Raw genomic sequence first — 22,697 nt, forward strand, 5'->3', positions numbered from 1 at the left:
CGGCCTGATCTTCATGGTCGTCGACGGCATCTGGGTTGGCGGCGACAGTGCCTCCCTCAATAGACCCGGCACCATTCCCTTCACGGCGGCACGACGACACAGTCATCGGCGCCGTCACCAATCAACACTCCCGCGGCGGCAAGCCCAGGTCTGCGGAAGACCCCGGGCCCGGAATCGACAAACCCATGAACCGCAATATCTTCGGCGCCACCCGGGCGAACACCGGGAGCACCGCCCGCGACCACCTCGCGAACGAGCGCACCTACCTCGCATGGCACCGGACCGGTATCAGCGTGGCAGCCCTCGGCGTCGCGGTTGCGAAATTCGCCCCCCACCGCGGCGCACACGCGGTGGTCGCCGGACTGATCCTGATCGGCGCCGGACTGATCGTCTCCACGTATGGCACCCTCCGCTACCGCGCCATTGGTCGCCAACTCGACACCGGAGTCTTCGCCCCCGCGGCCTTCGCCGCCATCGCCACAGCCACCATCGTGACCCTCTTCGCACTCCTCGCCGTGGCCATACTCCTCTGAATGCCCATCGGATCAGGGCAGATGGCGCGCACCGCAGCGGACCAGTCGCACGGTACCTCCGCCTGCTGCGCGTGCGTGGGCATCGAGAGGTTTCCGGTAGTGCGGAAGCTCGACGTCGGCGATGATTGATCCCATGGCCGACACACGCAGTGAGGCCCAGTTCCGCCGGCTACGGACCCCGCGTTCCGCGGCGGTCGCCGGGATCGTCTTTGGTGCGCTGTTCGCTACGAGCATTGTTCTGCTCGGTACCGCGATCCCCAGCACGACCTCGGAGCCCTGGGTGCGCGGTGGATCGAAGATCACCTCAGCCCTGCTGCTGGCCCCCCTCGCGGGCATCGCGTTCTTGTGGTTTATCGGTGTTCTGCGTGACAGGTTCGGGGACCTCGAGGACCGATTCTTTGCGACCGTCTTCCTGGGCAGTGGGCTGCTGTTTCTGGCCATGACCTTCGCCTCGATGGCGGTCGCGGGCTCGCTCTACGCCGTCTCCCGGCACTCGACAGGTTCCCCGGACGAGATCGTCTACTTCGGGCGGGAGGTGATGCTGCATGTCAACAACGTCTACGCCATACGGATGGCCGCAGTGTTCATGATCTCGCTGGCCACGATCTGGCAGCGCACTGGGCTGATGCCGCGACGGGTGGTGATCGCCACCTACCTGCTCGCGCTGATCCTGTTGGTGATCGTCAGTTTCAGTATCTGGGTGGAGCTGGTTTTCCCGGCGTGGGTGCTGGTGATCAGCGTGTACATCCTCATCACGGATCGACACCGCTCCAGGGACCAGGGCTGAGACCGTGGTGACAGCGCGACGTTTGGCGGATCTAGATCGCAGCCGGCGTCGTCGCGCCGTTTTACGCGCCGTGCTCGCCGTGGCCGTGACGTGGTCGGTGCTGATCAGCGTGTACTACCTGGTGCCGGCCCGGGACTACACCGAACGCAACGCCTCCATCCGGGTGATCGTCGGCGGCGTGCTCCTCGTCGTTGTGCTGGTGTGGCAGATTCGCCGGGGCGTGAGCGCCGCGGTACCCGAGCTGCGAGCGATCGTAGCCCTGGGCGCGGTCATCGCGTTGTTCCTGGCCCTCTTCGCCACGACCTATTTGTCGCTGTCTCATCGTGGAACTCTTTGGGGTACGGCTTGGGCACAGCAACATCCTTCCAGCCTGCCCACCTGGGCAAACCAACTCAGATGTCACCAGGTCGTGCAGCGGACCCACTCAACAGTCGACTGCCTTCCCTGCGAGGCCGTCGGCGAGTGTTTGCAGTGAGGCCAAGGCCATGGCCAATTCGCCCTCGCACGTTGCGCACGAGTATCCCGGTAGCGCTGAACCGCCCCGGGGTTTCCGGAGACCTTTGATGTTCCCCCGGTTTCGTGGAGTCGAGTTGCTGGACTTCAGGCCACGGGTTCGATGGACGATTGCAGCATCTCGTATTCGATCGGGGTGCGCATACCGAGGGCCGAGTGACGACGCCGTCGGTTGTGGAAGATCTCCAGGTATTCGAAGATGGCGTTGGCCAGTTCTATCCTCGTTTTCCAGCGTTGTCGGTTCAGCAACTCGGTTTGCATTCTGCCCCAGAAGGATTCGATTACGGCGTTGTCGTAGCAGTCGCCGATCGACCCCATCGACGGCACCAGTCCGGACTTGCGGGTCCGGTCGGTGAAGGCCCAGGACGTGAATTGCACGCCGTGGTCGGAATGGATGATCGTGCCCGTGCAGGGTGAGCGGTTGTCGATCGTCATGCCCAGCGCGTTGGTGACCAGCACCGCGGTCTGGCTGGAATCGATCGACCAACCGACCACCCACGCGAGTGTCTCGACCCATGGGGCCTCGACGAGACGCGGCCAGGTCAAGCGAACGTGGGGTCGGGCCGAGAGAGAGAAGAGAATGGATGGAGAGAGGAGGCGTGTTCACCAATGCCGGAGCATGCTGGGCTGCATGCGGATTGGATATGCCTACCATTTGGTAATCACACTTAAGGTCGGCGCCAGATCACACCAATCTGGATGAGTTCCACTTCGGTTCCGCATTGATGTGTTGTGGGGCCGCTGAAGTTCATCGCCGCGGCGCCACTGCTCTCATGCGGGCTACTGCTCCCAGCGCGCCTCGAGTTCCGGTGCCACGGGGATCCGGTGGACGATGCGATCGTTGATCGGAAGGGCACGGATCGCGATGATTGCGTCCCACTTGAAGGCTCCGCATTCGCCTGTCGGTAGCTCCGGGGGACGCATCCCTCTGTTCGAGTCGTCGACCAGCCAGACGATCGGCGGGGTCATCTGATCCACGGTGCAGGTCTGTAGTTCCCGGGGCTCGGACGGCAGCGCATAGCCGGCGAGGACCGCGTCCATGTTGCCGGCGCGGTGTTCCTCGACCCAGGACACGGTGTGGTCGACGACGCCAGCGTTCCAGTCGCCGTCGCAGGTCACTACGCGGGTGGGCGTGAAACCTGCGGGGATCGGCATCTGATCGGGTGCAGGCGGCGTGCTCTGCGGTAGTTGGGAGAAGCTGAGAAAGTTGGCAGCCAGACAGGTCGGCTCGACCAGGCCCGGCACCGCTTCCTGTGGTGTCGGTGGTTCGGACGCCTCGGCGCCGACGTCGGACGAGCTGCAGCCCGAAAGCAATGCGACCGCAGCCATTCCCACGAGAATTCTCGAAGCGTCCATGCTCCGAACTATATGGTTCGGATGGGCTGACCATGGCTGAATCGCCGTCCGCATTGTCCGACTCGCGGCCTGCCGAGCGCGCGTGAGAGTGCAAGCGCAGTAAGTACGGAGGGCATGGATGGATGGAATGGATGGAGCCGATGACGGGAATCGAACCCGCGTATTCAGCTTGGGAAGCTGATGTTCTACCATTGAACTACATCGGCACGCTGGGCTTTTGGCACGACAGACTGGCCTAACCCCTGCGAGGCGCAACTGTAGCAGACGGGCATAATGACTACCCGTGCTCCTCTCAGATCGTGACATCCGCGCCGAAATCGCCTCCGACCGCCTGGGCATCGCCCCGTTCGATGATGCGTTGGTGCAGCCGTCGAGCGTCGACGTGCGCCTGGACCGCATGTTCCGGGTGTTCAACAACACGAGGTACACGCACATCGATCCCGCGCAGCGGCAGGACGAGCTGACCAGCCTGGTCGAACCGGCGGAGGGCGAGCCGTTCGTGCTGCACCCCGGCGAGTTCGTGCTCGGCTCCACGCTCGAGGTGTGCAGCCTGCCCGACGACCTGGCCGGCCGCCTCGAGGGCAAGTCGAGCCTGGGTCGACTCGGCCTGCTCACCCACTCCACCGCAGGGTTCATCGACCCGGGCTTCTCCGGGCACATCACGCTGGAGCTGTCCAACGTGGCGAACCTGCCGATCACCCTGTGGCCGGGCATGAAGATCGGCCAGTTGTGCCTGATCCGGCTCTCGAGCCCAGCGGAGAACCCGTACGGCAGCGCGGTGGTCGGCTCGAAGTACCAGGGCCAGCGCGGACCGACGCCGTCCAAGGCGTACCTCAACTTCGTGAAGGCGCCGACGCAGTAGCGTCGCCCGGCTACGCGCCCGCCACAATATGCGGTCAGCCGCTCCTCGGCCGTCGACTGTCCTGGGACGGGTACGCCCGTCGGGACGCACGGCATCCGGCTCACATGGGCAAATGCGGCGCGAACTCCCCACCGGACGCCGGTGTCCGATCGCCCGTTCCGTCGGCGGTCCGGTGGCGGAGCGCGCCCCGTGTCGTGTCGGCGGGTTTGGTTAGACTCGGCGGGTCTTGCGGGGATTTCGAGCTTCTGTGCTCCGCAACTGTCGATCGAAGGGACTCGATGAGCGTGGCGTTGGGGGTGTCGGTCGGGGCCAGCGCTGTGCGAATGGCCCAGCAGACGTCCCACGGGGCGACGTACCACGATCCGTCCGCGCCCCCCGGATTCGAACTGCAGACGCTGGCGGTGCGCTCGGTCGTCGCCGAGGAGTTTGCCGCCCAATCCGTCGGTGTGATGCTCGAGCACCAGGACCACTCCGCCACCGCCGTCGCGGTGGCCAGCACCGCGCAGGCCGCCGCCGTGCAGGCGGCCATGGCCCGCCAGCACTTGCGCAACTACCACCTGGTGCCCGAGACCTCCGCGGCGCTCGAAATGCTCGAACGCACCGGCGTCCTGGGTGGCTACCGCACCCTCGTGGTCTACGACCTCGGCAGCTCCGGGGTGACGGTGAGTGTCGTGGACCGCGAGAGCCGCACGGTGTTGGCAGCGGACCGCAGCACCGCTGTCGGCGGTGACAACTTCGACGGGCTGATCCTCGACCAGCAGGTACGGACGAGGAAGGTCGCCGCGCCCGTCGACGAGCGCACCGCGGCCGAACTGGCAGGTCGTTGTCGGACAGCGAAGGAGCAGCTGTCGGCGGGCGTCGCCGCATGCGTTCCGGGGGACGGTGGCCTGATCCTGATCTCCCGGGAGGCCTTCGAATCGCTGATCGTCGTCCAGGTCGAGGGGTCCGCGCGACTGGCGAGGCAGCTGGTCGTCGCGTCGGGCCGCCGTCCCGACGCGGTGGTGCTGCTCGGCGGCGGCGCCCACATCCCGCTGGTGCGGAACGTACTGGGCTCCTGGTTGGACCTGCCGACGGTGTTGCCCGCCGAACCGGAGAGCATCGCCGCCCAGGGTGCGGCACTGCTGGCGAGGCCGGTCGCCGAGCCCGTGGCGCCGCCCGTCGAGACGCCCGGTCCGTCGTGGCGGCCTGGTCTGGCCACGCAGCTGACCGAGCCGATGGCTCGGCCGGCGGAACGACGCGAACGCTCGGTCTCGCGTCGCCAGCTCGTCGTCGCGGGTGCCGCGGCCGGTGCGTTGGCCCTCGTCGCGCTCACCGGACTGGCCCTCGGCGGCTCCGGCGACCCGGGCAGCGCCGTCGAGCAGCCGGCGGGCGCGGGGGCATCCGGCGGGTTGCCGTCGACGACGGTCAGGCCACCCGCGCCGACTCCGTCGACCTCGCCGCCGCCGCCGACGACGACCGAAGAGACGCCGGAGCCGACGAAGGTCACCACGACGACCCCACCCCCGCCGCCTCCGCCGCCGCCCCCGCCGCGGCCGCGCTACCTGAACCTGCCCGATCCGTTGCTGATCGAGGTTCCCCCGGGCATGCAGCTGCCGCCCGGGATGGTTCGCTGACGCTGTCCGTCGGGACTCGTCGCGCTGGGCGAGGGGTCGGCCCGGGGAGGCCGCCCGCCGGCGTGGTTTCCGCGGGCCGCGTGCGTGGCCGAGCGGTGAGGTGTGGTCGTCCGGCGCTGCGTCGTCGCGGAGGCGTTCCGGGGTGGGTGATCACGGACGGACGTTGGGGCTCAGTCGATTTCGGTGACGGCGCGAGGATTGGATCTCGTGTCTCGGGAGATGTGGCACTCGGAATGAATCGGTGCGCGGCCCCGATGTTCGGGGTGGCTGTGAGCCGAAACCCCCAGCAGCGGTGGCGGGGTACAGGGGGGTGCTCCCCGCCACCGACCCGATTGCCCACAGGGGGGGGAGGGGCAATCGGGCTTGCTGGACACCGGAGTGTCGAGTGCGAATGTACCTTGCCGAGCGCAAATTGTCTCGGTTGAGGAAGAATGAATTCTGATTGTCGGGCAATATGCCCAATGGGTGAGATTTCAGGGCTGTATATCGGTATTTGCGGGACATGTTTCGGTAATGGCCGGTAGCCGTGTTTCCTCGGCGCCGCGGGCGAATTCCTCACCCGCGCGCCAGTTCTCGGCCACCGCAATCGCCGACGGGCCGGGCGCCGTGTCGGTGCCCGGCCCGTCGGCGGAGTGTGTGGGACTCAGAAGCTCTCGCGGTGCACGGCCTCGGCCAGCGGCCGGCCCGCGCGCCACCCGAACCGCACCAGGTCCGGGGTCTCCTGGAACTTCGAGACCGGCCCGACGCACAGCCACGCGATCGGCCGGACGCCCTCGGGCACGTTCATCATCTCGGTGAGGTACTGCTCCTCGTAGAAGGACACCCAGCCGACGCCGACGCCCTCCGCGACCGCGGCCAGCCAGATGTTCTGGATCGCGAGCACCGCGGAGAACACGCCGGTGTCGTCGACGGTCCGGCGGCCCAGCACGTGGGTACCGCCGCGGTTCGGGTCGTAGGTGACCACGATGCCGGTGCCGCTCTCGGTGATGCCCTCGACCTTGATCGGGTCGAAGGTCTCGCGCCGGTCCTCCGGCAGCGAGTCCGCGAAGTCGCGACGGCAGCCGGCGACGTGCTCGGCGAAGGTGGCGAGCGTCTCGGGCTTCTGCACCACCACGAAGTCCCAGGGCTGGGTGTTGCCGACGCTGGGCGCGGCGTGACCGGCCTCGAGGATCCGGGTGAGCTGTTCCTCGGAGATCTGTTCGCCGGTGAACTCGGCGCGCACGTCGCGCCGCATCCGGATCGCCTCGTAGACGGACATCGGTTCGCTGGTCATGGGGATCCCTACTGGCTGTAGCTGGAGAGGAAGTTGCCGAACCGCTCGATCGCGACGGCCAGGTCCCGTGCCCACGGCAGGGTCACGATCCGCAGGTGGTCGTGGTCCGGCCAGTTGAAGCCGGTGCCCTGGACCACCAGGATCTTCTCCTGCAGCAGCAGGTCCTGGACGAGCTTCTCGTCGTCGTGGATCTCGTGGACGTTTGGGTCCAGCCGCGGGAACGCGTAGAGCGCGCCCTTCGGCTTCACGCAGGACACGCCGGGGATCATGTTCAGCCGCTCCCATGCGACGTCGCGCTGCTCGAGCAGGCGTCCGCCGGGCAGGATCAGGTCCTCGATGCTCTGGTAGCCGCCGAGTGCCACCTGGATGGCATGCTGCGCGGGCACGTTCGGGCACAGCCGCATCGAGGCGAGCAGGTCGATGCCCTCGAGGAAGCTGGTCGCGTGGCCCTTCGGGCCGGTGATGGCCAGCCACCCGGCGCGGTAGCCCGCGACGCGGTACGACTTGGACAGACCGTTGAACGTCAGGCACAGCACGTCGGGTGCCAGCGAGGCCAGCGAGATGTGCTTGGCGTCGTCGTAGAGGATCTTGTCGTAGATCTCGTCGGCGAGCAGCAGCAGCTGGTGCTTGCGGGCCAGCGCCACGATCTGGCCGAGCACCTCGGCGGTGTAGACGGCGCCGGTCGGGTTGTTCGGGTTGATCACCACGATCGCCTTGGTGCGTGGGGTGATCTTCGATTCCATGTCGGCGATGTCCGGGTTCCAGCCGTCGGACTCGTCGCACAGGTAGTGCACGGGGGTGCCGCCGGCCAGGCTGGTGGTCGCCGTCCACAGCGGGTAGTCCGGTGCGGGAATGAGCACCTCGTCGCCGTTGTCCAGCAGGGCCTGCATGGTCATCGTGATCAGCTCGGACACGCCGTTGCCGAGGTAGATGTCGTCGACGTCGACCTCCGGGAAGCCGGGCACCAGCTCGTAGCGGGTGACGATGGCCCGGCGCGCGGACAGAATGCCCTTCGACTCGGAGTACCCCTGCGCGGTGGGCAGCGCGGCGATCATGTCGCGCATGATCACGTCCGGTGCCTCGAACCCGAACGGGGCCGGGTTGCCGATGTTCAGCTTGAGGATGCGGTGGCCCTCGGCCTCGAGCCGGGCGGCGTGCTTGTGTACCGGTCCGCGGATCTCGTACAGCACGTTCTGCAGTTTTGCGGACTGCGTCAATTCGCGCGGGACGGGGTGCTGGTGGTGGATCGGCTCCGATTCGGTCACCGGTCCATCGTGCCACTTCGGTCCATCGAGTTTCCCGGAGGCCGGAATCTCGCTGGTCGGCGCCCCGGCGGGGGTCGCGCGGTCGGGGTGGACGGGAGCGGATCCGGTGACGGCCGACCCGGCCGGATCGGCGGCGGCATTCGGCGAGGGGGCGTGGCCCACGGCCCGGCTCGCTAGGTTGGTACCCATGCCTCAGAGCGCGCCGTACGGGTCCTGGAAATCGCCGATCGCCGCCGCGGACCTGGCCGCCAGCGGTCACGCCGTCGCTGACGGACTGTTCGTCGGGGACGAGGTCTGGTGGTCGGAGCATCGGCCCACGGAGGGCGGCCGGACCGCGATCCGCCGGGCCGGTCCGGACGGTCGGCCGGTGGACGTGCTGAGCGCGCCCTGGAACGCGCGCACCCGGGTGCACGAGTACGGGGGCGGCGCCTGGACCGTCACCGAGGGCGGATCGCTGGTGTTCGCCGAGTTCGGGGACCAGCGGGTGTACGTGAGCGAGCCGGGTCGGCACCCGGTCCCGTTGACGCCGGAGCCCGAACTGCGGGCGGGGACCCGGTACGCGGACCTGAGCGTCGTCGGCGACGAGGTGTGGTGCGTGCGTGAGACCCACACCGCCGGGGGCGCGGTCAGCCGGGACATCTGCGCGGTCCCGCTGGACGGCTCCGCCGCCGCCGACGGGTCCGTCATTCGTTCGGTGGTCGCCGGGTCGCACTTCCTGGCGTACCCGCGGATCTCGCCCGACGGTCGTCGGTTGGCGTGGATCGCCTGGGACCACCCACAGATGCCCTGGGACGGAACTGAACTGAGGGTCGCCGAGCTCGACGGTGACGGGGTCTGCGGGCCATGGCGGGTGCTGGCCGGCGGGACGGAAGAGTCCGTCCTGCAGCCGGAGTGGATCGACAACGAGTCGCTGTACGCGATCAGTGACCGCAGCGGCTGGTGGAACATCTACCGGGTCGGCGTGGACGGCACCGAACCGGCGCCGGTGTGCGCGATGGACGCGGACTTCGGTGCGCCCCTGTGGCAGTGCGGCGCCCGCTGGTACGCCGAACTCGCCGACGGCCGGCTGCTGACGGTCCGGACGGTGGGCACCGACACGCTGGCCCTGGTCGACCCGTCCGACGGCACGGCCACCGACCTGGACCTGGGCGAGCTGACCACGGTCGCGCTGGCCGACGTCCGCGGCGACCGGGTGCTGTTGCGCGCCGGCGGCGCCCGGACCCCGGCCGGCCTGCGCCTGCTCGACCTCGCATCGGGTGAGATCTCCGACGTGCGCCTCGGTGTGGAGGATCTGCCGGACCGGGCCTATCTTCCTACCGCGCAGCCGATCACGGTGACCGCTCCGCAGGGTCGAGAGGTGCACGCGTACGCCTACGCGCCGAGCAACCCCGACTACGTCGGGGTCGACGGCGAGCTGCCGCCGTACGTGGCGTTCGTGCACGGCGGGCCGACCGCACACGTCGCGCCGGCGCTGAGCCTGGTGTTCGCGTACTTCACCAGCCGCGGCATCGGCGTCGTGGACGTGAACTACGGCGGGTCCAGCGGGTACGGCCGCGAGTACCGGAACCGGCTGCGCGGGCAGTGGGGGATCGTCGACGTGGAGGACACCATCGCGGCGGTGCGCGGACTCGCCGACGCCGGCCTGGCCGACCCGCGGCGGCTCGCGATCGAGGGCGGCTCGGCCGGCGGCTGGACCGTGCTGGCGGCGCTGACGACGTCGGACGTGTTCGCCTGCGGCGCCTCGTACTACGGGGTCGCGGAGCTCGAGGAGTTCGTCAAGGAGACGCACGACTTCGAGTCCCGGTACATCGACGGGCTGATCGGGCCGCTGCCCGAGGCCGCGGCGCTGTACGCCGAGCGTGCGCCGCTCGGCAACGTGGACGGCCTGAACTGCCCGGTGCTGCTGCTGCAGGGCCTCGACGACCCGATCGTGCCGCCGTCGCAGGCCGAGCGATTCCGGGACGCACTGGTGCGCAAGGGGATTCCGCACGCCTACCTGGCGTACGAGGGTGAGGCGCACGGCTTCCGCAGGCTGGAGACGCAGGTGAGCGCGCGCGAGGCCGAGCTCTCGTTCTACGGCCAGATACTCGGCTTCGAGACGCCCGGGATTCCGCGGCTCGAGCTCTGGCGGCCGTAGCGCCGTCGGCGAATCGCAGAATTGGCCCGACGTTCATTGGCGCGTGGGCGCCTCGGAGGCTCCCGGATGCCGGGCGGTCCTATTTTTCGCTCCGTGTGCCAATTCGGTACCGACGGAGAGGAAAACTACATATGCGAAGCTCACGCCTCGGACTGCTTGCGGCGGCGGGAGCCGTCGGGCTCCTGCTGGTCACGACCGGCGCCCAGGCCGCCACGGCATCCCCTTTTGGCTCGCTGGACTTCGGCTCGAGTTCGGGCTCGGCCGAACCGGCCACCGACGGTGGCTTCATCTCGAAGACCCCGTACACGCCCGGACAGGCGGTCGGCGACTACCAGCCTGCCCCGGCGGGCTACACGCCGGTGTACACGGAAAGCGTTGCCCGTCATGGATCGCGGGCGCTGTCGAGTCTCAAGTACGACGACCTGAGCCTCCAGTTGTGGGAGATCGCCGAAACGCAGGGCGAGCTGACCTCCGTCGGCAAGGAGTTCGGCCCCGCCCTTCGCGCACTCATGGCCGCCAATCAGACGCTGGGCTACGGCAACCTCAGTGGTCTCGGCGTGACCGAGCACCGTCAGATGGGGGCGAGGGTCGCGCAGCGGCTGCCTCGACTGTTCGACGCCATTGCCACGCAGCAGGGTGCCATCACCCTCACCTCGTCCGGCGCCGACCGCGCCGTCGACAGCGCCGAGAACTTCGGACAGGGCCTGAGCGCCGAGTTCCCCGCGGTCGCAGACCGAATCGCGCCCGCCTCGACCGATCCGGGCCTCCTCTACTTCCACGACACCGACGCCGAGTACAAGGACTACGAGGACAACGATCCGAGGCTGACGGCTGCGGCCGATCAGGTCGAGGACCTTCCGCGCACCCGCGAGGTCTCGCGTCACATGATGACCAAGCTCTACACGGCGGCCTTCGTCGACAGGTTGACCGCGGGCGAGTTCACGCTCGTCGACCGGGGCAAGGGGGAGACCACGATCGAGAACGAGGTCGACGCCGCCTACATGCTCTACAACACCTACATCATCACGCCGGGGATGTCCGCAGAGGGCGACTGGAACTTCGCTCGCTTCGTCGACCCGGCCGACGCCCAGTGGATGGCGTACACGAACGACGCGGAAGACTTCTACGCGAAGGGCCCCGGGTTCGTCGGCGAGGACGTCACGTTCCGGATGGCGACGGTGCTTCGCGACGAGTTCCTTCGCGGACTCGCTGCGCACACCGGCGCGGATGCCGTGCCGGGAGCCGACTTCCGGTTCGCACACGCCGAGACCATCATCCCGTTCGCGGCCCTGCTGAAGTTGCCGGGCAGCACGGTTCAGCAGCCCGAGGGCACGCTCTACACCTACGAGAACAACCCGTGGCGCGGAGCCCAGGTCAGCCCGATGGGGGCAAACGTGCAGTGGGACGTCTTTGCCGGACCGGACGGCGGACGACTGGTGCGGATGCTCTACAACGAGCGTGAGACCGCCTTTGCGCAGCCCTGCAACCCCGTCTCGGCCGGAAGCTTCTTCTACACCCCCGCGGAGCTCGCACGGTGCCTGCCGGAGATCTCACCCGCGGCCTGAGCCCGAAGGACCCACACAGCAGAGCGCGCCCTCACCGAAATCGGTGAGGGCGCGCCCTGTTGGTGCGTGGTGCTCTACTTCTTGCGGCCCGGGGCCTTGGCGCCTGCCTTGAACCCGAGTCCGCCTGCCTTCGGCTGGGGCAGCGGAGCGGCCTCAGCGGCGGGCTTGTCGACGGCGGGTGCCTCGGCGGCGGGGGCGGCCTCGACGGGTGCCTCTGCCTCCGCGGCAGGAGCCTCGACCGGGGCGGCCGGAGCCTCCGCGGCAGGTGCCGGTGCCGGCGCCTCGGCCGGTGCGGCGGCAGGTGCCGGAGCGGCCTTGCGTGCACCCGGGGCCTTCGCGCCCGCCTTGAACCCGAGTCCGCCCGCCTTCGCCTGCGGCGGTGCGACCGGAGCCGCGGCCGGGGCCTCGGCGGCCGGAGCCGGTGCGGCCTCGACCGGAGCGGCCTCGGCAACCGGGGCGGCCTCGGCCGGAGCGGCAGCGGCGGGAGCGGCAGCCTTGGCGCCCGGTGCCTTGGCGGCGCCCTTCATCTGCAGACCCTTGCCGGGCGCCTTGGCGCCGGACGCGAGGCCCAACCCCTTCGGCTTGGCGGCGGGAGCCGCGGACTCGGCAGCCTCGGCTGCGGCCGGAGCCTCGGCTGCGGCCGGAGCCTCGGCTGCGGGAGCGGCGGCGGCCGGAGCAGCCTTCGCGCCGGGTGCCTTGGCCCCGCCCTTCATGCCCAGGCCCTTGCCCGGTGCCTTCGCGCCGCCCTTGAGGCCGAGGCCCTTGGGAGCGGCGGCCGGAGCGGCTGCGGTCTCGGCGGCCGGAGCCGCGTCGGCGGCGGGAGCGGTAGCGGCGGGCTTGGCGCCCGGAGCCTTCGCGCCCGGGGCCTTGGCCAGACCCTTCATGCCCAGACCCTTGACGGCAGGCTTGGCCTCGCCCTCGGCGGCCGGTGCGGCAGCGGCGGGCTTGGCGCCCGGGGCCTTCGCGCCGGGAGCCTTGGCCAGACCCTTCATGCCCAGCCCCTTGGCCGCGGGCTTCGCAGCAGCAGCCGGAGCTGCGGCGGCCGGCGCCTCGGCCTCGACGACGGCCTCGACGACCGGGGCCGCCTCGGTGACGACGACCTTCTCGCGCTGGACGACCTTGAGGTTCGCGGTCAGCACGTCCGACTCGAGCCGGGTGACGGAGTTGAGCATCAGCTGCGCGACGTCCACCACCTCGACGCCCTCGCCCTGGCCCTGCTCCTGACGCGCGGTGACGCCGTCGGTGAGCATGACGCGGCAGAACGGGCAGCCGGTCGCGATCTTCTTCGGGTTGGTCGACAGCGCCTCGTCGACCCGGTCGACGTTGATGCGCTTGCCGATGTTCTCTTCCATCCACATGCGTGCGCCGCCGGCGCCACAGCACATGGACCGCTCGCCGTGCCGCGGCATCTCGACCAGCTTGGCGCCGGACGCCTCCATCAGCTCACGGGGTGCGTCGTAGACCTTGTTGTGGCGTCCGAGGAAGCACGGGTCGTGGTAGGTGACGTCCTCGGAGACCGAGGCGACCGGGATCAGCTTCTTCTGGCGGACCAGGCGGTTGAGCAGCTGGGTGTGGTGGACGACCTCGTAGTCGCCGCCGACCTCCGGGTACTCGTTGCCGAGCGCGTTGAAGCAGTGCGCGCAGGTGACGACGATCTTGCGCTTCGTCTTCTCGACGCCCTCGAACACGTCGTCCAGGGTTGCGATGTTCTCCATCGCGAGCTGCTGGAACAGGAACTCGTTGCCCGCACGGCGGGCGGAGTCGCCGGTGCATGTCTCGCCCGCGCCGAGCACCATGAACTTCACGCCCGCGGTGGCAAGCAGCTCCGCGACGGCCTTGGTGGTCTTCTTCGCGCGGTCCTCGTAGGCGCCGGCGCAGCCGACCCAGAACAGGTACTCGTAGTCCTGGAAGCTGTCCGCGTCCTGGCCGTAGACCGGGATCTCGAAGTCCATCTCGGAGATCCAGTTGAGCCGGTCCTTGGAGTTCTGGCCCCAGGGGTTGCCCTTGTTCTCGAGGTTCTTGAACAGCCCGGCCAGCTCGGTCGGGAACTCCGACTCGATCAGCACCTGGTAGCGGCGCATGTCGATGATGTGGTCGACGTGCTCGATGTCGACGGGGCACTGCTCGACGCAGGCACCACAGTTGGTGCACGACCACAGGGTCTCGAGGTCGATGACCGGAGCCAACTCGCCCTCGACGGTCTCGCCGACGAGCTTGCGGCCGGCCTCGGTGAGCGCGGCCTCGGGGATCTTGGCCAGCGCGGCCTCGTTGACGTTGCCGTCGGCGTCGACCAGGCCGACCTCGTCGCCGCCCATGTCCTTGCGGCCGCCGGCCAGCAGGTAGGGCGCCTTCGCGTAGCCGTGGTCGCGCAGCGACATGATCAGCAGCTTGGGCGAGAGCGGCTTGCCGGTGTTCCAGGCGGGGCACTGGCTCTGGCAGCGACCGCACTCGGTGCAGGTGGTGAAGTCGAGCCAGCCCTTCCAGGAGAAGTCCTCGATCTGACCGGCGCCCAGGGTGTCGGTGTCCGGGTCGACGTTCTCCATCGTCAGGGCCTTGCCCTTGGACATCATCGGCTTCGCGGCACCGAGGGCGACGCCGCCGTCGTCCTCACGCTTGAAGTAGATGTTCGGGAACGCGGAGAAGCGGTGCCAGGCGACGCCCCAGGTGATGTTGCGGCCGACGACGAAGAGCCAGATCATGCCGGACATCAGCTTGACGAACGCGAAGATCGAGACCATCACGGCGCTGGCGGGCAGCAGCTTGGCCACCTGCATGGTGAAGAAGTCGGTCCACGGGTTGGCGTGACCGGTCATCGCGATGCGGCCGGCCTTGACCATGATCATGCCGAGGCCCTCGATGAGCACGACGATCTCGACGAAGTACGCGGCCTTGAAGTCGGAGCCGCCGAAGCGGGACAGGCGTGCGGGCAGGCGCGGGTGGTTGAGCTGGCGCAGCACGATCAGCGTCAGGATGCCGACGACGGTGCCGATGCCGAGGATCTCGTCCCACAGGTGCCACATCCACGTGTTGCCGAAGATCGGCCAGTGGAACGTGGGATCGAAGGTCTGGCCGTAGGCCTCGAACCACAGCAGCGCGCCGCCGAGGAAGCCGATCATCACGAGCCAGTGCGCCCAGCCGACGGTGCGGAACTTCTGCATCCGGGTGTGCGCGATGAACTCGATGATCATCTGCTTGAAGCGGGGGACGAACGGGCGCCAGCGGTCCGGGGCTGGTTGACCGATCTGCACCGTCTTGGCCATGGTCCAGGCCCCGCTCAAGAACGAGGCCCAGCACACAAGGCTGAGCAGTACGCCGATCGTGCCCAACGTGATCGTCAGGGCGTTCATGTCGCGGCCTTTCCTTTGACGACAGCAGTGCCTGTCACGGGATAAGTTACCCGTCGGTAGCAAGCTGATCCAGTGTCGAGTTCGTGATGCGCTGCCGAGGGTGGCGATACGACGGCACAGGTGTTCTGACGCTCACCGTAATTTGTGCCCGCACGGGGCCCGGGGGCAGGGCAACCTAACTAGGACCGGTGACCTGCGTAGACGGAGTCTGTTGTGAAGTTGTTACGCAGACTCACCGTCCTTGTTCTTACTTGTCTCTCAGACTAGAGTTCGCGTGTCGCACCGCTGTCACGCCGATGTCGCGTGCCGTTAAGCCGTTCTTTACCTGAGGGGATTCCGCTAGATATGAGAATGAAGAAGCTTGCCGCCACCGCGGTTCTGTCCATCGCTGCGCTGGGCATCGGAGCGGGCACCGCGTACGCGGCCCCCGCCGCCCCGGCGACGGACGGCAACATCAACTGGGAGTCCAACGTCGAGGGCAAGTCGGTGGTCACCACCATCGACGCCGGCGCGTTCAAGGTCTCGGGCGACGGCAAGAACGTCGAGCTGCAGGACGGCAACGGCAACGCGGTCGTGAGCCTGCCGCTCGCGTTCCAGCTCGCCGACCTGCAGTTCCCGATGACCCAGACGGTCAGCGAGGACGGCAAGACCCTCACGATGACCCCGGTCTTCGATCTCGGCAAGGCCAAGCCGATCGCAGCCGAGGCCAAGGGTGACCGCACCGTCAGTGGCATCGCAATCAAGGACATCGCCTCGCCGGAGGAGAACCTGATGGCGCAGCAGACGTTCACCTCGCAGTTGGCTGTCGCCACCGCGAGCGGCGGACTGATCGGGACGATCATCGGCGCAGTGGTCGGCACGTTCATCATGCCTGCGATTGGCACCATCACCGGCGCGGGCGTCGGCGGAATCGCCGGCACGGTCATCGTGGGTGGCCCGACCCTCATCGCTGCCGGCATCGGCTTGGCGCAGACGCTGACGGCGGCCCCCGGCACCACGATGTACGCCAAGTAGAACCCGGAAACGCGACTGCGGCCCGTTACCTCCTAGGAGGTAACGGGCCGCAGTCGTTCATTCGCACGGTGTGGTGCGCGACCGGCGCCGCGCACCGGCGAGACCGTCACCCGCGGGCGACGGTGCGACCTCCCGCTAGGAGAGTCCGGCGCCGCCGGCGTTCGTCGCGATGGTGACGACGTATCCGAACACGTCCATGGCGACATTCAGGAAATCTCCGCTCGAGCTTCCGTCCATTGCACTTCCTTCGCGTGGACCGACCCGCCTCGGTGGCGCTGTCGGTGATGGCTCCGACTGGTCCCCCCAGTCGAGTTCGTTGCCGGCGCGAATTACTCTCCGCACCAGCATCATCGGGCATCCTACCGGGTGCTTTCGATGTCCGTCGATTGCCGTCCGATATTGCACGTTCGATGTCGAATCGTCTTGTCGGAATATGCAGTCAGTCCAGATTGAGGTTGGCTGCGACATATCTGATCAATAATTCTGGACCGCAATTCATCACGTCCGGCTGTACCGACTGACGGTGCGACCGTCAGCGGGTGTTGACCGTCAGCCCCGGGTTGTCCGCGTGGATCTGGTTGATCGGTGCCGCGCCCACATACGGGACTTTGCCTCTGAGGAAGGCATTCAGCTTGGCAACCGGGCCGATCATCGCGGCACGGCGCGCGCGAACAGTTCGCAGGGGACCTTCGATTCGGGGCATGCGGTCAGGTCGCGGCCGGAGTCGGGCGTGGCGGGTGTATTCGACGGTGCCTCGGTGAGTGTTCTCGACCCTAGGTGCGCCGGGCCCTCATCGGATGCAGAAATCGGTGGGTGTGAATTGTCGGATCGCCGACGGTGAATTGTCGATCATCAATTGACGATGCAGGATTCACCACACAAAAAAGTCGGGGTGAACGGTCCGGTCCGACTCTCGATGAGCCGGACCGGACCGTTCACCCCGACCTGTGTCGAAACGGGTGACGGCGCAGCCTCTAGTAAGTGCGGACCGACAGTCCCGGATTGTCACGCAGGATCGCGTTGATCGGCGTCGCGTACAGCGTCGGGGCGTCGCCGGCCAGGAGGGTGACGACCTGTGCGATCTCGCACATCTGCATGTCGCCGACGTTGGATGCACTGGAGATGCCCAGTGCCCGGCGGCCGGTGATCATGGTGCCGCCGCTGTCGCCCTGCAGGGCGCAGATGTTCGACGAGAAGCCGTGGGTCAGGGTCCGGGCGCCGACGTCGACGGTCAGGTTGATGCCGTTGATGGTGCCGCAGCTGAAGCCGGTGGTCAGGCCGGACTTGCACACCGGCGCACCCACGACGGGATCCGCGGTGCCGTCGATCGGGACGGGGCCCGCGCCCGGGACTCGCACCAGGTTGTTGCGGAACCGGTTGGCGGCGTTGTCGTCGATCCGGATCACCGAGAAGTCGTGGCCGTCGACGTTCGAGCGTGCGAACGTGCCGAACCGGTCGCCGAAGACGCCCGGCCCGCGCATGTCGAACGCGACGGAGGCGTTCGGGGTACCGGCTGTGCCCCGGCTCGGGTCGCAGTGACCGGCGGAGATGTTGACCACCTGGCCGGCGCCGTTGGTGCCGTTGAAGCCGAGCGAGCAGCGGAATGCGCCCGCGGGGCCTTCCGCCGCGTAGGAGTCGCCGCCCTGTGAGGCGACGCCGCCCGGTGCGTCGATCGGCTGCGGGCCGACCGAACCGAGGTCCGGGACGGTGATGATGTTGACGGCCTTGAGGAAGTCCGGCAGCTGCAGCCCGAGGCCGGTCGCGGTGTCGGAGACCTGCATGACCAGGTGGTTGTTGATGACGTCGACGCCGGTGGCGCCGATCAGCCCGGCGAGCGGGGCGGGCAGGGTGGAGACCCAGTCGCGGGCCTTGTTCAGCTGGTCGCCGAGGGTGCGTTCGCTGCGCGGCAGGTCCTTGACCTGGTAGCCGAGTTCTTCGGCGGCCTTGCGGGCGGCGTCCTTGCCGTCGCCGTCGGCGAGGCCGATCAGCGGGTTGCCGGACGGGTCGAGCCAGGCGCCGGCGAAGACGTCCGGGTACTTCTCGCGCAGGCTGTTCGCGAACTCGACGAGTTGCTGGCCGGCGTCGGCCTTCGACAGGTACTGCTCGGCGGTCAGTCCGAGGTCGCGCTGGATCGCGGCCACCAGTTCGGGCGGCAGTTCGACGGTGGTCGAGGGTGCTGCCGGTGCGGGTTCGGCGTGCGCGAGTGCGACGGTGGGGGCAAGCAGGAGCAGGGCAGCCGAGCCGATCATCGCGGCACGGCGCGCGCGAACGCTTCGCATGGGGACCTTTCGATTCGAGGGCATGCGGGGATGCCGCGGCCGGAAATCAGCCGCGGCAAATGCCCTCGACTATATGGGGTGAGCACCCCGGTTGCATATAGATAAGTGCAGTCAGATTCGGTCAGCCGGCGGTGCGGACCCGCAGGTCCTTGCCCACCGTGGCGTTGGCGTCGGCGAGGATCTTCTCGATCGGGATGCCGATGCTCGCGGTGCCGCCCTCCGGCGAGAGGACGAGGTTCGCCTCGGTGCAGTTCGGGGCGCCGCTCGAGTTGGACCCGCTGGTGATGCCGAGCGCGCGGGTGCCGGTCAGGATGGCGCCGCCGCTGTCGCCGCTCAGTGTGCAGGTGGACCCGGCGAACCCGCGGACCAGTCGGGCGCTGCCGTCCGCCATGAACAGGGGTGCGTCCACGGCCTCGGCCACGACGATGCCGCAGGTGAACGTGGAGGTCTGGCCCGACTTGCAGATCGGCGCGCCGACCACGGGCCGGGCGGTGCCGGTGACGGTGACGGTGGTGCCGTTGGCCCCGCGGACCGTCGGCCGGTCCAGTCCGGCGGCGATGCCGGCCTCGTTCAGCTTGATCAGCGCGTAGTCCAGGCCGTCGGCCTGATCTCCCATGGCGGAGTGCGTGAACGTACCGATCTGGCGGCTGCGGGCCACGTCCCCGTAGTCGGGCAGGTACACCGAGGCGTTTGCCCCCGCGTTCTCCTGCTTGGGATCGCAGTGGCCGGCGCTGATGTTGTAGGGCTCGCCGCCCGCGGTGACCGCGTTGAACCCGAACGAGCAGACGCCGATGGTGGCCTGGTCGGTGACCTGGTTCAGCGGCTGCGCCGAGGTGACGTAGGTGTCGCCGCCCTGTGCGCGATTGTCGACGGGCCCGCCGCCGCCCGGGCTCAGCACGACCTCGAGCTGGGCGAGCAGGGTCGGCAGGTTCAGTGCGCGTCCGATGGGGCTGTTCACCACGTCGATCACGATCCGGTTGTTCATCAGGTCGACCGAGGTCGAGTTGATCTGGGAGGACACGTCCCGGGGCAGGCCGAGGATCCACTGGTTCAGGACCGCGAGCGAACCCTCGAGGTGGTTCGCGGACACCGCCGCCATCTTGGTGGCGTACCCGTCCTTGGCCACCTGCTCGGCGGTCTCGGTGCTGGTGACGGCGACGACGGGGACGCCGTCGTGACCGATCCACGACCCCGCGTAGGTGTCCGGGCGCTGCTGGCGCAGCTCCTGTGCGTAGCCGCTCAGGTCCTGGGCGAGTTCGGCGCGGTCGAGGTACTGCTCGGGCGTCAGCTTCAGGTCTCGGGCGATGGCCTCGACGAGGGCGTCGGGCAGCTGCTCGGCTGACGTCGACCGGCCCTGCGCTGACTCTGTCGACACGGGTTCCTCGGGCGCGGCCTGCGCAATCGCGGTGACCGGGAGGATGGTGGCAGAGGCCAGGATTGCGGCGCGGAGCGCCAGCCGGAGACGCATGGAAACCCTTCGTTGCGAGCGGTCGGTCGGTCAGCGACCACAGTACGTGACCGGGCCGATCCGGTGACCGAAACCGCTGATCACAGGCCTGCGGGCAATCCCTTGGTTACACCTCGGGGGTGGGCGTCGGGGGAGTCGTCGTCTTGGTCGTGGTCTTGGTCGTGGTGGTGGTCGGCTTGGTGGTGGTTCGGGTGGTCGTCGTTGTCTTGGTGGTCGTGGTGGTGGTCGGGACCGTCGTCGTCGTCGTGGTGGGTGGGACGGTGGTGGTCGTCGTGGTCGGCGGGACCGTCGTCGTCGTCGTCGTGGGTGGGACGGTGGTCGTCGTCGTGGTCGGCGGGACCGTCGTCGTCGTGACGGTGGGGAAGGGCACCGTGCTGGTGGTCGTGGTGGGGCGGAGCGTGGTGGTGGTCGTGACGGCGGTCGTGGTGACCAGCGTTACGGGTGTGATGTGCGGCAGATCGGTGCCGGCGTCGTCGCGGGGCATCAGCGCCACCCCGGCGCCGATCGCGGCGACGATGAGCGCGATCGCGCCCCCGACACCGATCAGTACGGCGCGATCGGACCGGCCGCGCGGCGTGGACTCTGCTGCGGACTCAGCGGCCAACGGGGCGACGGGCTCGGCCGAGGGAAGGACGGTGTCGGCGGAGGGCATGACGGCGGCGCCCCACGCGGTTTCCGCACCGGCGTCCGGCGTCACGACCGGAATGGCATCGGTTTCGGCATCGTCGGGCGCCGGCGACGGGAACGCGTCGGCCGAGACCTCGCCCGCCTCGTCCGGCGTCGTGGTCGGCCACGCACCCGCTCCGGCCGCGACGATCCCGCCCGCACGCGTTGGCGCGATGCCGGCGGCCGCCAGCAGCGCGTGGTCCGCGCCCAGCGCGAGGATCGCCGCGCCCTGCACGGTGATCAGCCCGGGCTGCGGCGCCGAGACCGGTGCCACGGCCAGTGACTGCGCGGCCAGTTCGGCCAGCAGCGGCGTCGTCGCGCCGCCTCCGGCCAGGAGGACGGCCAGCACGGTGGACGGATCCAGGTCGTGGGCGCGGACGGTCTCCTCGACCAGCGTCAGCGCCCCGGTCAGCGGTCCCCGCAGCATGTCGTCGAGCTCGGCCCGGGTCAGCGTCACCGAGGTGTGCGCCCCGGCGACCTCGACGGACACCGTCGCGGAGTCCTGTGTCGACAGCTGTTCCCTGGCGGCGCGGCAGCGTTCCCGCAGCGTCGTCAGTTCCGCCCGGATCGCCGGATCGGTGGTGTCGACCGGACCGAGTTCGGTGGCCACGGCGACCAGGACGTGCTCGACGACCGTTCGGTCGAGGTCGTCGCAGCCGAACCGGGTGGTGAAGGTCGACGGCCGCAACAGGCCCGCGTCCGCGCCGGTGCGGACCAACGAGACGTCCAGACCGGTCGAGCCGAGGTGGTACACCGCGACCACGGCATCGCCGAGCGATCCGTGGGTGGCCTCGAGCCAGGCGACGGCGGCCACCGCGTCGGGTACCAGGAGCACCGATTCCAGGCCGACGTAGTCCAGGGCCTCGCGCAGCGCCTCCACGGCCGGCTCGTCCCAGTGCGAGGGATGGGTGGCGACGGTCTGCGGCGCCGAGCCGGCGGTGAACTGGTCAGGGAACTGCACGGCCGCGGCCATCAGCAGTCCGCTGGTGGCCGTGGCGACGAGATCCACTGCCCGATAGGAATTTCCGTCGAGGTCGACGACGCCGTCCGGGTCGGACGACTGGGCGACGAAGCGGGAGAGCACGCCCGGCCGGTCGGCGGGTGGGCCGAGGATCGACTCGTTCTCGCCCAGCTGAAGGGTGGAATTGCGCACTACGGTGAGCGGCTCGCCGATCGGATCGCCCGAGCGGTACAGCACGGCCGTAGCGGTGGTGTCGCCGACTCGCAGCCCGAGACCCGCGGTCATGTCGTGTCTCCTCGATTACGGCGGCCGGTGCCGCGATTCGGCGTTCACCATAACCAGGGTCCGGCCGGTCCACCGCCCCGCGGTCTTCGCAGCGACGATCGCCCGGGCCGAGGGCGCCGGGAATGCCGCGGCGGGGTGCCGCGGCGTGCGCACGAATCCCCGGGTGCGGGGCGCGGAACTTCGGTCAGGTCGCGGGCTTCGGGTTGACGCTGATCACCTTGCAGACGAACTCCTCGTACAGCCGCAGCCACTTCGCGAGGAACTCAGCGGTGTCCGGATCGGTGACCTCGCCGTCCTCGGTGATCAGGCCGTCGGTGAACTGGATGTAGGCCTCCGGCTGGGCCAGCTCGGGGGAGTTCACGAAGGACAGGATGCTGCGCAGGTGCTGCTGGGCGACGGCGGTTCCGATCTTCCCGGGCGAGGTACCGATGACGGCAGAAGGCTTGAGCGCGAACGAGTTCTGTCCCCAGGGCCGAGACCCCCAGTCGATCGCGTTCTTCAGCGCGCCCGGGACGGACCGGTTGTACTCCGGGGTCACGAAGATCAGTGCGTCCACGCTCGCGACGGCCGCCTTGAACCTGACGCCCTCGGGTGGGTAGTCGGCGTCGTAGTCGTGGTTGTAGAGCGGCAGGTTGCCGATCGGGACCTCCCGCAACTCGAGCCCGTCGCCGCTCATTCGCATGAGTGCGGCGGCCAGCCTGCGGTTGATGGAGACCTTCGAGAGGCTGCCGACGAACACGCCCACCTGGTACGACATCGGATGCACCTTTCCC

The 22,697-nt window shown here is 68.8% G+C and carries 16 protein-coding genes, 1 tRNA gene and 1 pseudogene; 8 read left to right on the top strand and 10 right to left on the bottom strand.

Annotated elements, in window-relative coordinates:
- Positions 1–185 precede the first annotated feature (185 nt).
- The 3 genes from ACFO6S_RS11145 (at position 186) to ACFO6S_RS11155 (ending at position 1,795) form a co-directional block, all read left to right on the top strand.
- Positions 186–533 (top strand): YidH family protein, encoded by a 348-nt coding sequence (locus ACFO6S_RS11145; protein ID WP_378416870.1) that lies wholly within the window; start codon positions 186–188, stop codon positions 531–533.
- A gap of 133 nt (positions 534–666) precedes the next feature.
- Positions 667–1,320, top strand: coding sequence for a hypothetical protein (locus ACFO6S_RS11150; RefSeq protein ID WP_378416871.1), 654 nt, complete (start codon positions 667–669; stop codon positions 1,318–1,320).
- 70 nt (positions 1,321–1,390) lie between these two features.
- On the top strand, positions 1,391–1,795 hold the full coding sequence (locus ACFO6S_RS11155; RefSeq protein ID WP_378416873.1) for a hypothetical protein: 405 nt from the start codon (positions 1,391–1,393) through the stop codon (positions 1,793–1,795).
- A gap of 125 nt (positions 1,796–1,920) precedes the next feature.
- On the opposite strand, the pseudogene ACFO6S_RS11160 reads toward ACFO6S_RS11155, so the two are convergent.
- The 3 genes and pseudogenes from ACFO6S_RS11160 to ACFO6S_RS11170 form a co-directional block, all read right to left on the bottom strand.
- Positions 1,921–2,328, bottom strand: a pseudogene (locus ACFO6S_RS11160) (transposase); the annotation flags it as partial.
- A gap of 285 nt (positions 2,329–2,613) precedes the next feature.
- Positions 2,614–3,189 carry a hypothetical protein gene (locus tag ACFO6S_RS11165; protein WP_378416875.1) on the bottom strand — a complete coding sequence of 192 codons (576 nt, stop codon included), beginning with the start codon at positions 3,187–3,189 and terminating at the stop codon, positions 2,614–2,616.
- A gap of 132 nt (positions 3,190–3,321) precedes the next feature.
- Positions 3,322–3,395 (bottom strand) — tRNA-Gly (locus ACFO6S_RS11170).
- 77 nt (positions 3,396–3,472) lie between these two features.
- Between ACFO6S_RS11170 and dcd the strand changes: the two genes are divergently transcribed.
- Together dcd and ACFO6S_RS11180 are read left to right on the top strand one after the other, a co-directional pair.
- Positions 3,473–4,051 (top strand): dCTP deaminase, encoded by a 579-nt coding sequence (gene dcd, locus ACFO6S_RS11175; RefSeq protein ID WP_378416876.1) that lies wholly within the window; start codon positions 3,473–3,475, stop codon positions 4,049–4,051.
- A 323-nt stretch (positions 4,052–4,374) separates the two neighbouring features.
- Complete coding sequence (locus tag ACFO6S_RS11180; RefSeq protein ID WP_378416878.1) at positions 4,375–5,664, top strand: Hsp70 family protein; 1,290 nt, start codon at positions 4,375–4,377, stop codon at positions 5,662–5,664.
- Between the two features lie 643 nt (positions 5,665–6,307).
- Here the strand turns inward: ACFO6S_RS11180 and bluB are convergent.
- Together bluB and ACFO6S_RS11190 are read right to left on the bottom strand one after the other, a co-directional pair.
- Positions 6,308–6,937, bottom strand: a complete 630-nt coding sequence (gene bluB, locus ACFO6S_RS11185; RefSeq protein WP_378416879.1) for a 5,6-dimethylbenzimidazole synthase — start codon at positions 6,935–6,937, stop codon at positions 6,308–6,310.
- An 8-nt stretch (positions 6,938–6,945) separates the two neighbouring features.
- Positions 6,946–8,202 (bottom strand): pyridoxal phosphate-dependent aminotransferase, encoded by a 1,257-nt coding sequence (locus ACFO6S_RS11190; protein ID WP_378416880.1) that lies wholly within the window; start codon positions 8,200–8,202, stop codon positions 6,946–6,948.
- Between the two features lie 187 nt (positions 8,203–8,389).
- On the opposite strand from ACFO6S_RS11190, the gene ACFO6S_RS11195 reads away from it, so the two are divergent.
- Positions 8,390–10,339: a S9 family peptidase gene (locus ACFO6S_RS11195; protein ID WP_378416882.1), complete on the top strand. Its 1,950-nt coding sequence runs from the start codon at positions 8,390–8,392 to the stop codon at positions 10,337–10,339.
- Between the two features lie 131 nt (positions 10,340–10,470).
- Positions 10,471–11,904 (top strand): histidine-type phosphatase, encoded by a 1,434-nt coding sequence (locus tag ACFO6S_RS11200; RefSeq protein ID WP_378416884.1) that lies wholly within the window; start codon positions 10,471–10,473, stop codon positions 11,902–11,904.
- Positions 11,905–11,978: 74 nt separating this feature from the next.
- Here the strand turns inward: ACFO6S_RS11200 and ACFO6S_RS11205 are convergent, their stop codons facing one another.
- The gene (locus ACFO6S_RS11205) at positions 11,979–15,251 is read right to left on the bottom strand and encodes a heterodisulfide reductase-related iron-sulfur binding cluster (protein WP_378416886.1); all 3,273 of its coding nucleotides are present in this window, start codon (positions 15,249–15,251) and stop codon (positions 11,979–11,981) included.
- A 345-nt stretch (positions 15,252–15,596) separates the two neighbouring features.
- On the opposite strand from ACFO6S_RS11205, the gene ACFO6S_RS11210 reads away from it, so the two are divergent.
- Positions 15,597–16,265 (top strand): DUF8020 domain-containing protein, encoded by a 669-nt coding sequence (locus ACFO6S_RS11210; protein ID WP_378416887.1) that lies wholly within the window; start codon positions 15,597–15,599, stop codon positions 16,263–16,265.
- Between the two features lie 974 nt (positions 16,266–17,239).
- Here the strand turns inward: ACFO6S_RS11210 and ACFO6S_RS11215 are convergent.
- The 4 genes from ACFO6S_RS11215 to ACFO6S_RS11230 form a co-directional block, all read right to left on the bottom strand.
- On the bottom strand, positions 17,240–18,544 hold the full coding sequence (locus tag ACFO6S_RS11215) for a S1 family peptidase (protein WP_378416889.1): 1,305 nt from the start codon (positions 18,542–18,544) through the stop codon (positions 17,240–17,242).
- Positions 18,545–18,665: 121 nt separating this feature from the next.
- Positions 18,666–20,012 carry a S1 family peptidase gene (locus tag ACFO6S_RS11220; protein ID WP_378416891.1) on the bottom strand — a complete coding sequence of 449 codons (1,347 nt, stop codon included), beginning with the start codon at positions 20,010–20,012 and terminating at the stop codon, positions 18,666–18,668.
- A gap of 106 nt (positions 20,013–20,118) precedes the next feature.
- Positions 20,119–21,924 carry an Hsp70 family protein gene (locus ACFO6S_RS11225; protein ID WP_378416892.1) on the bottom strand — a complete coding sequence of 602 codons (1,806 nt, stop codon included), beginning with the start codon at positions 21,922–21,924 and terminating at the stop codon, positions 20,119–20,121.
- A 184-nt stretch (positions 21,925–22,108) separates the two neighbouring features.
- Positions 22,109–22,681 carry an NADPH-dependent FMN reductase gene (locus ACFO6S_RS11230; RefSeq protein ID WP_378416894.1) on the bottom strand — a complete coding sequence of 191 codons (573 nt, stop codon included), beginning with the start codon at positions 22,679–22,681 and terminating at the stop codon, positions 22,109–22,111.
- Positions 22,682–22,697 lie beyond the last annotated feature (16 nt).

Source organism: Rhodococcus kronopolitis (genome assembly GCF_042654025.1).
Taxonomy (GTDB): Bacteria; Actinomycetota; Actinomycetes; order Mycobacteriales; family Mycobacteriaceae; genus Rhodococcus_G; species Rhodococcus_G kronopolitis.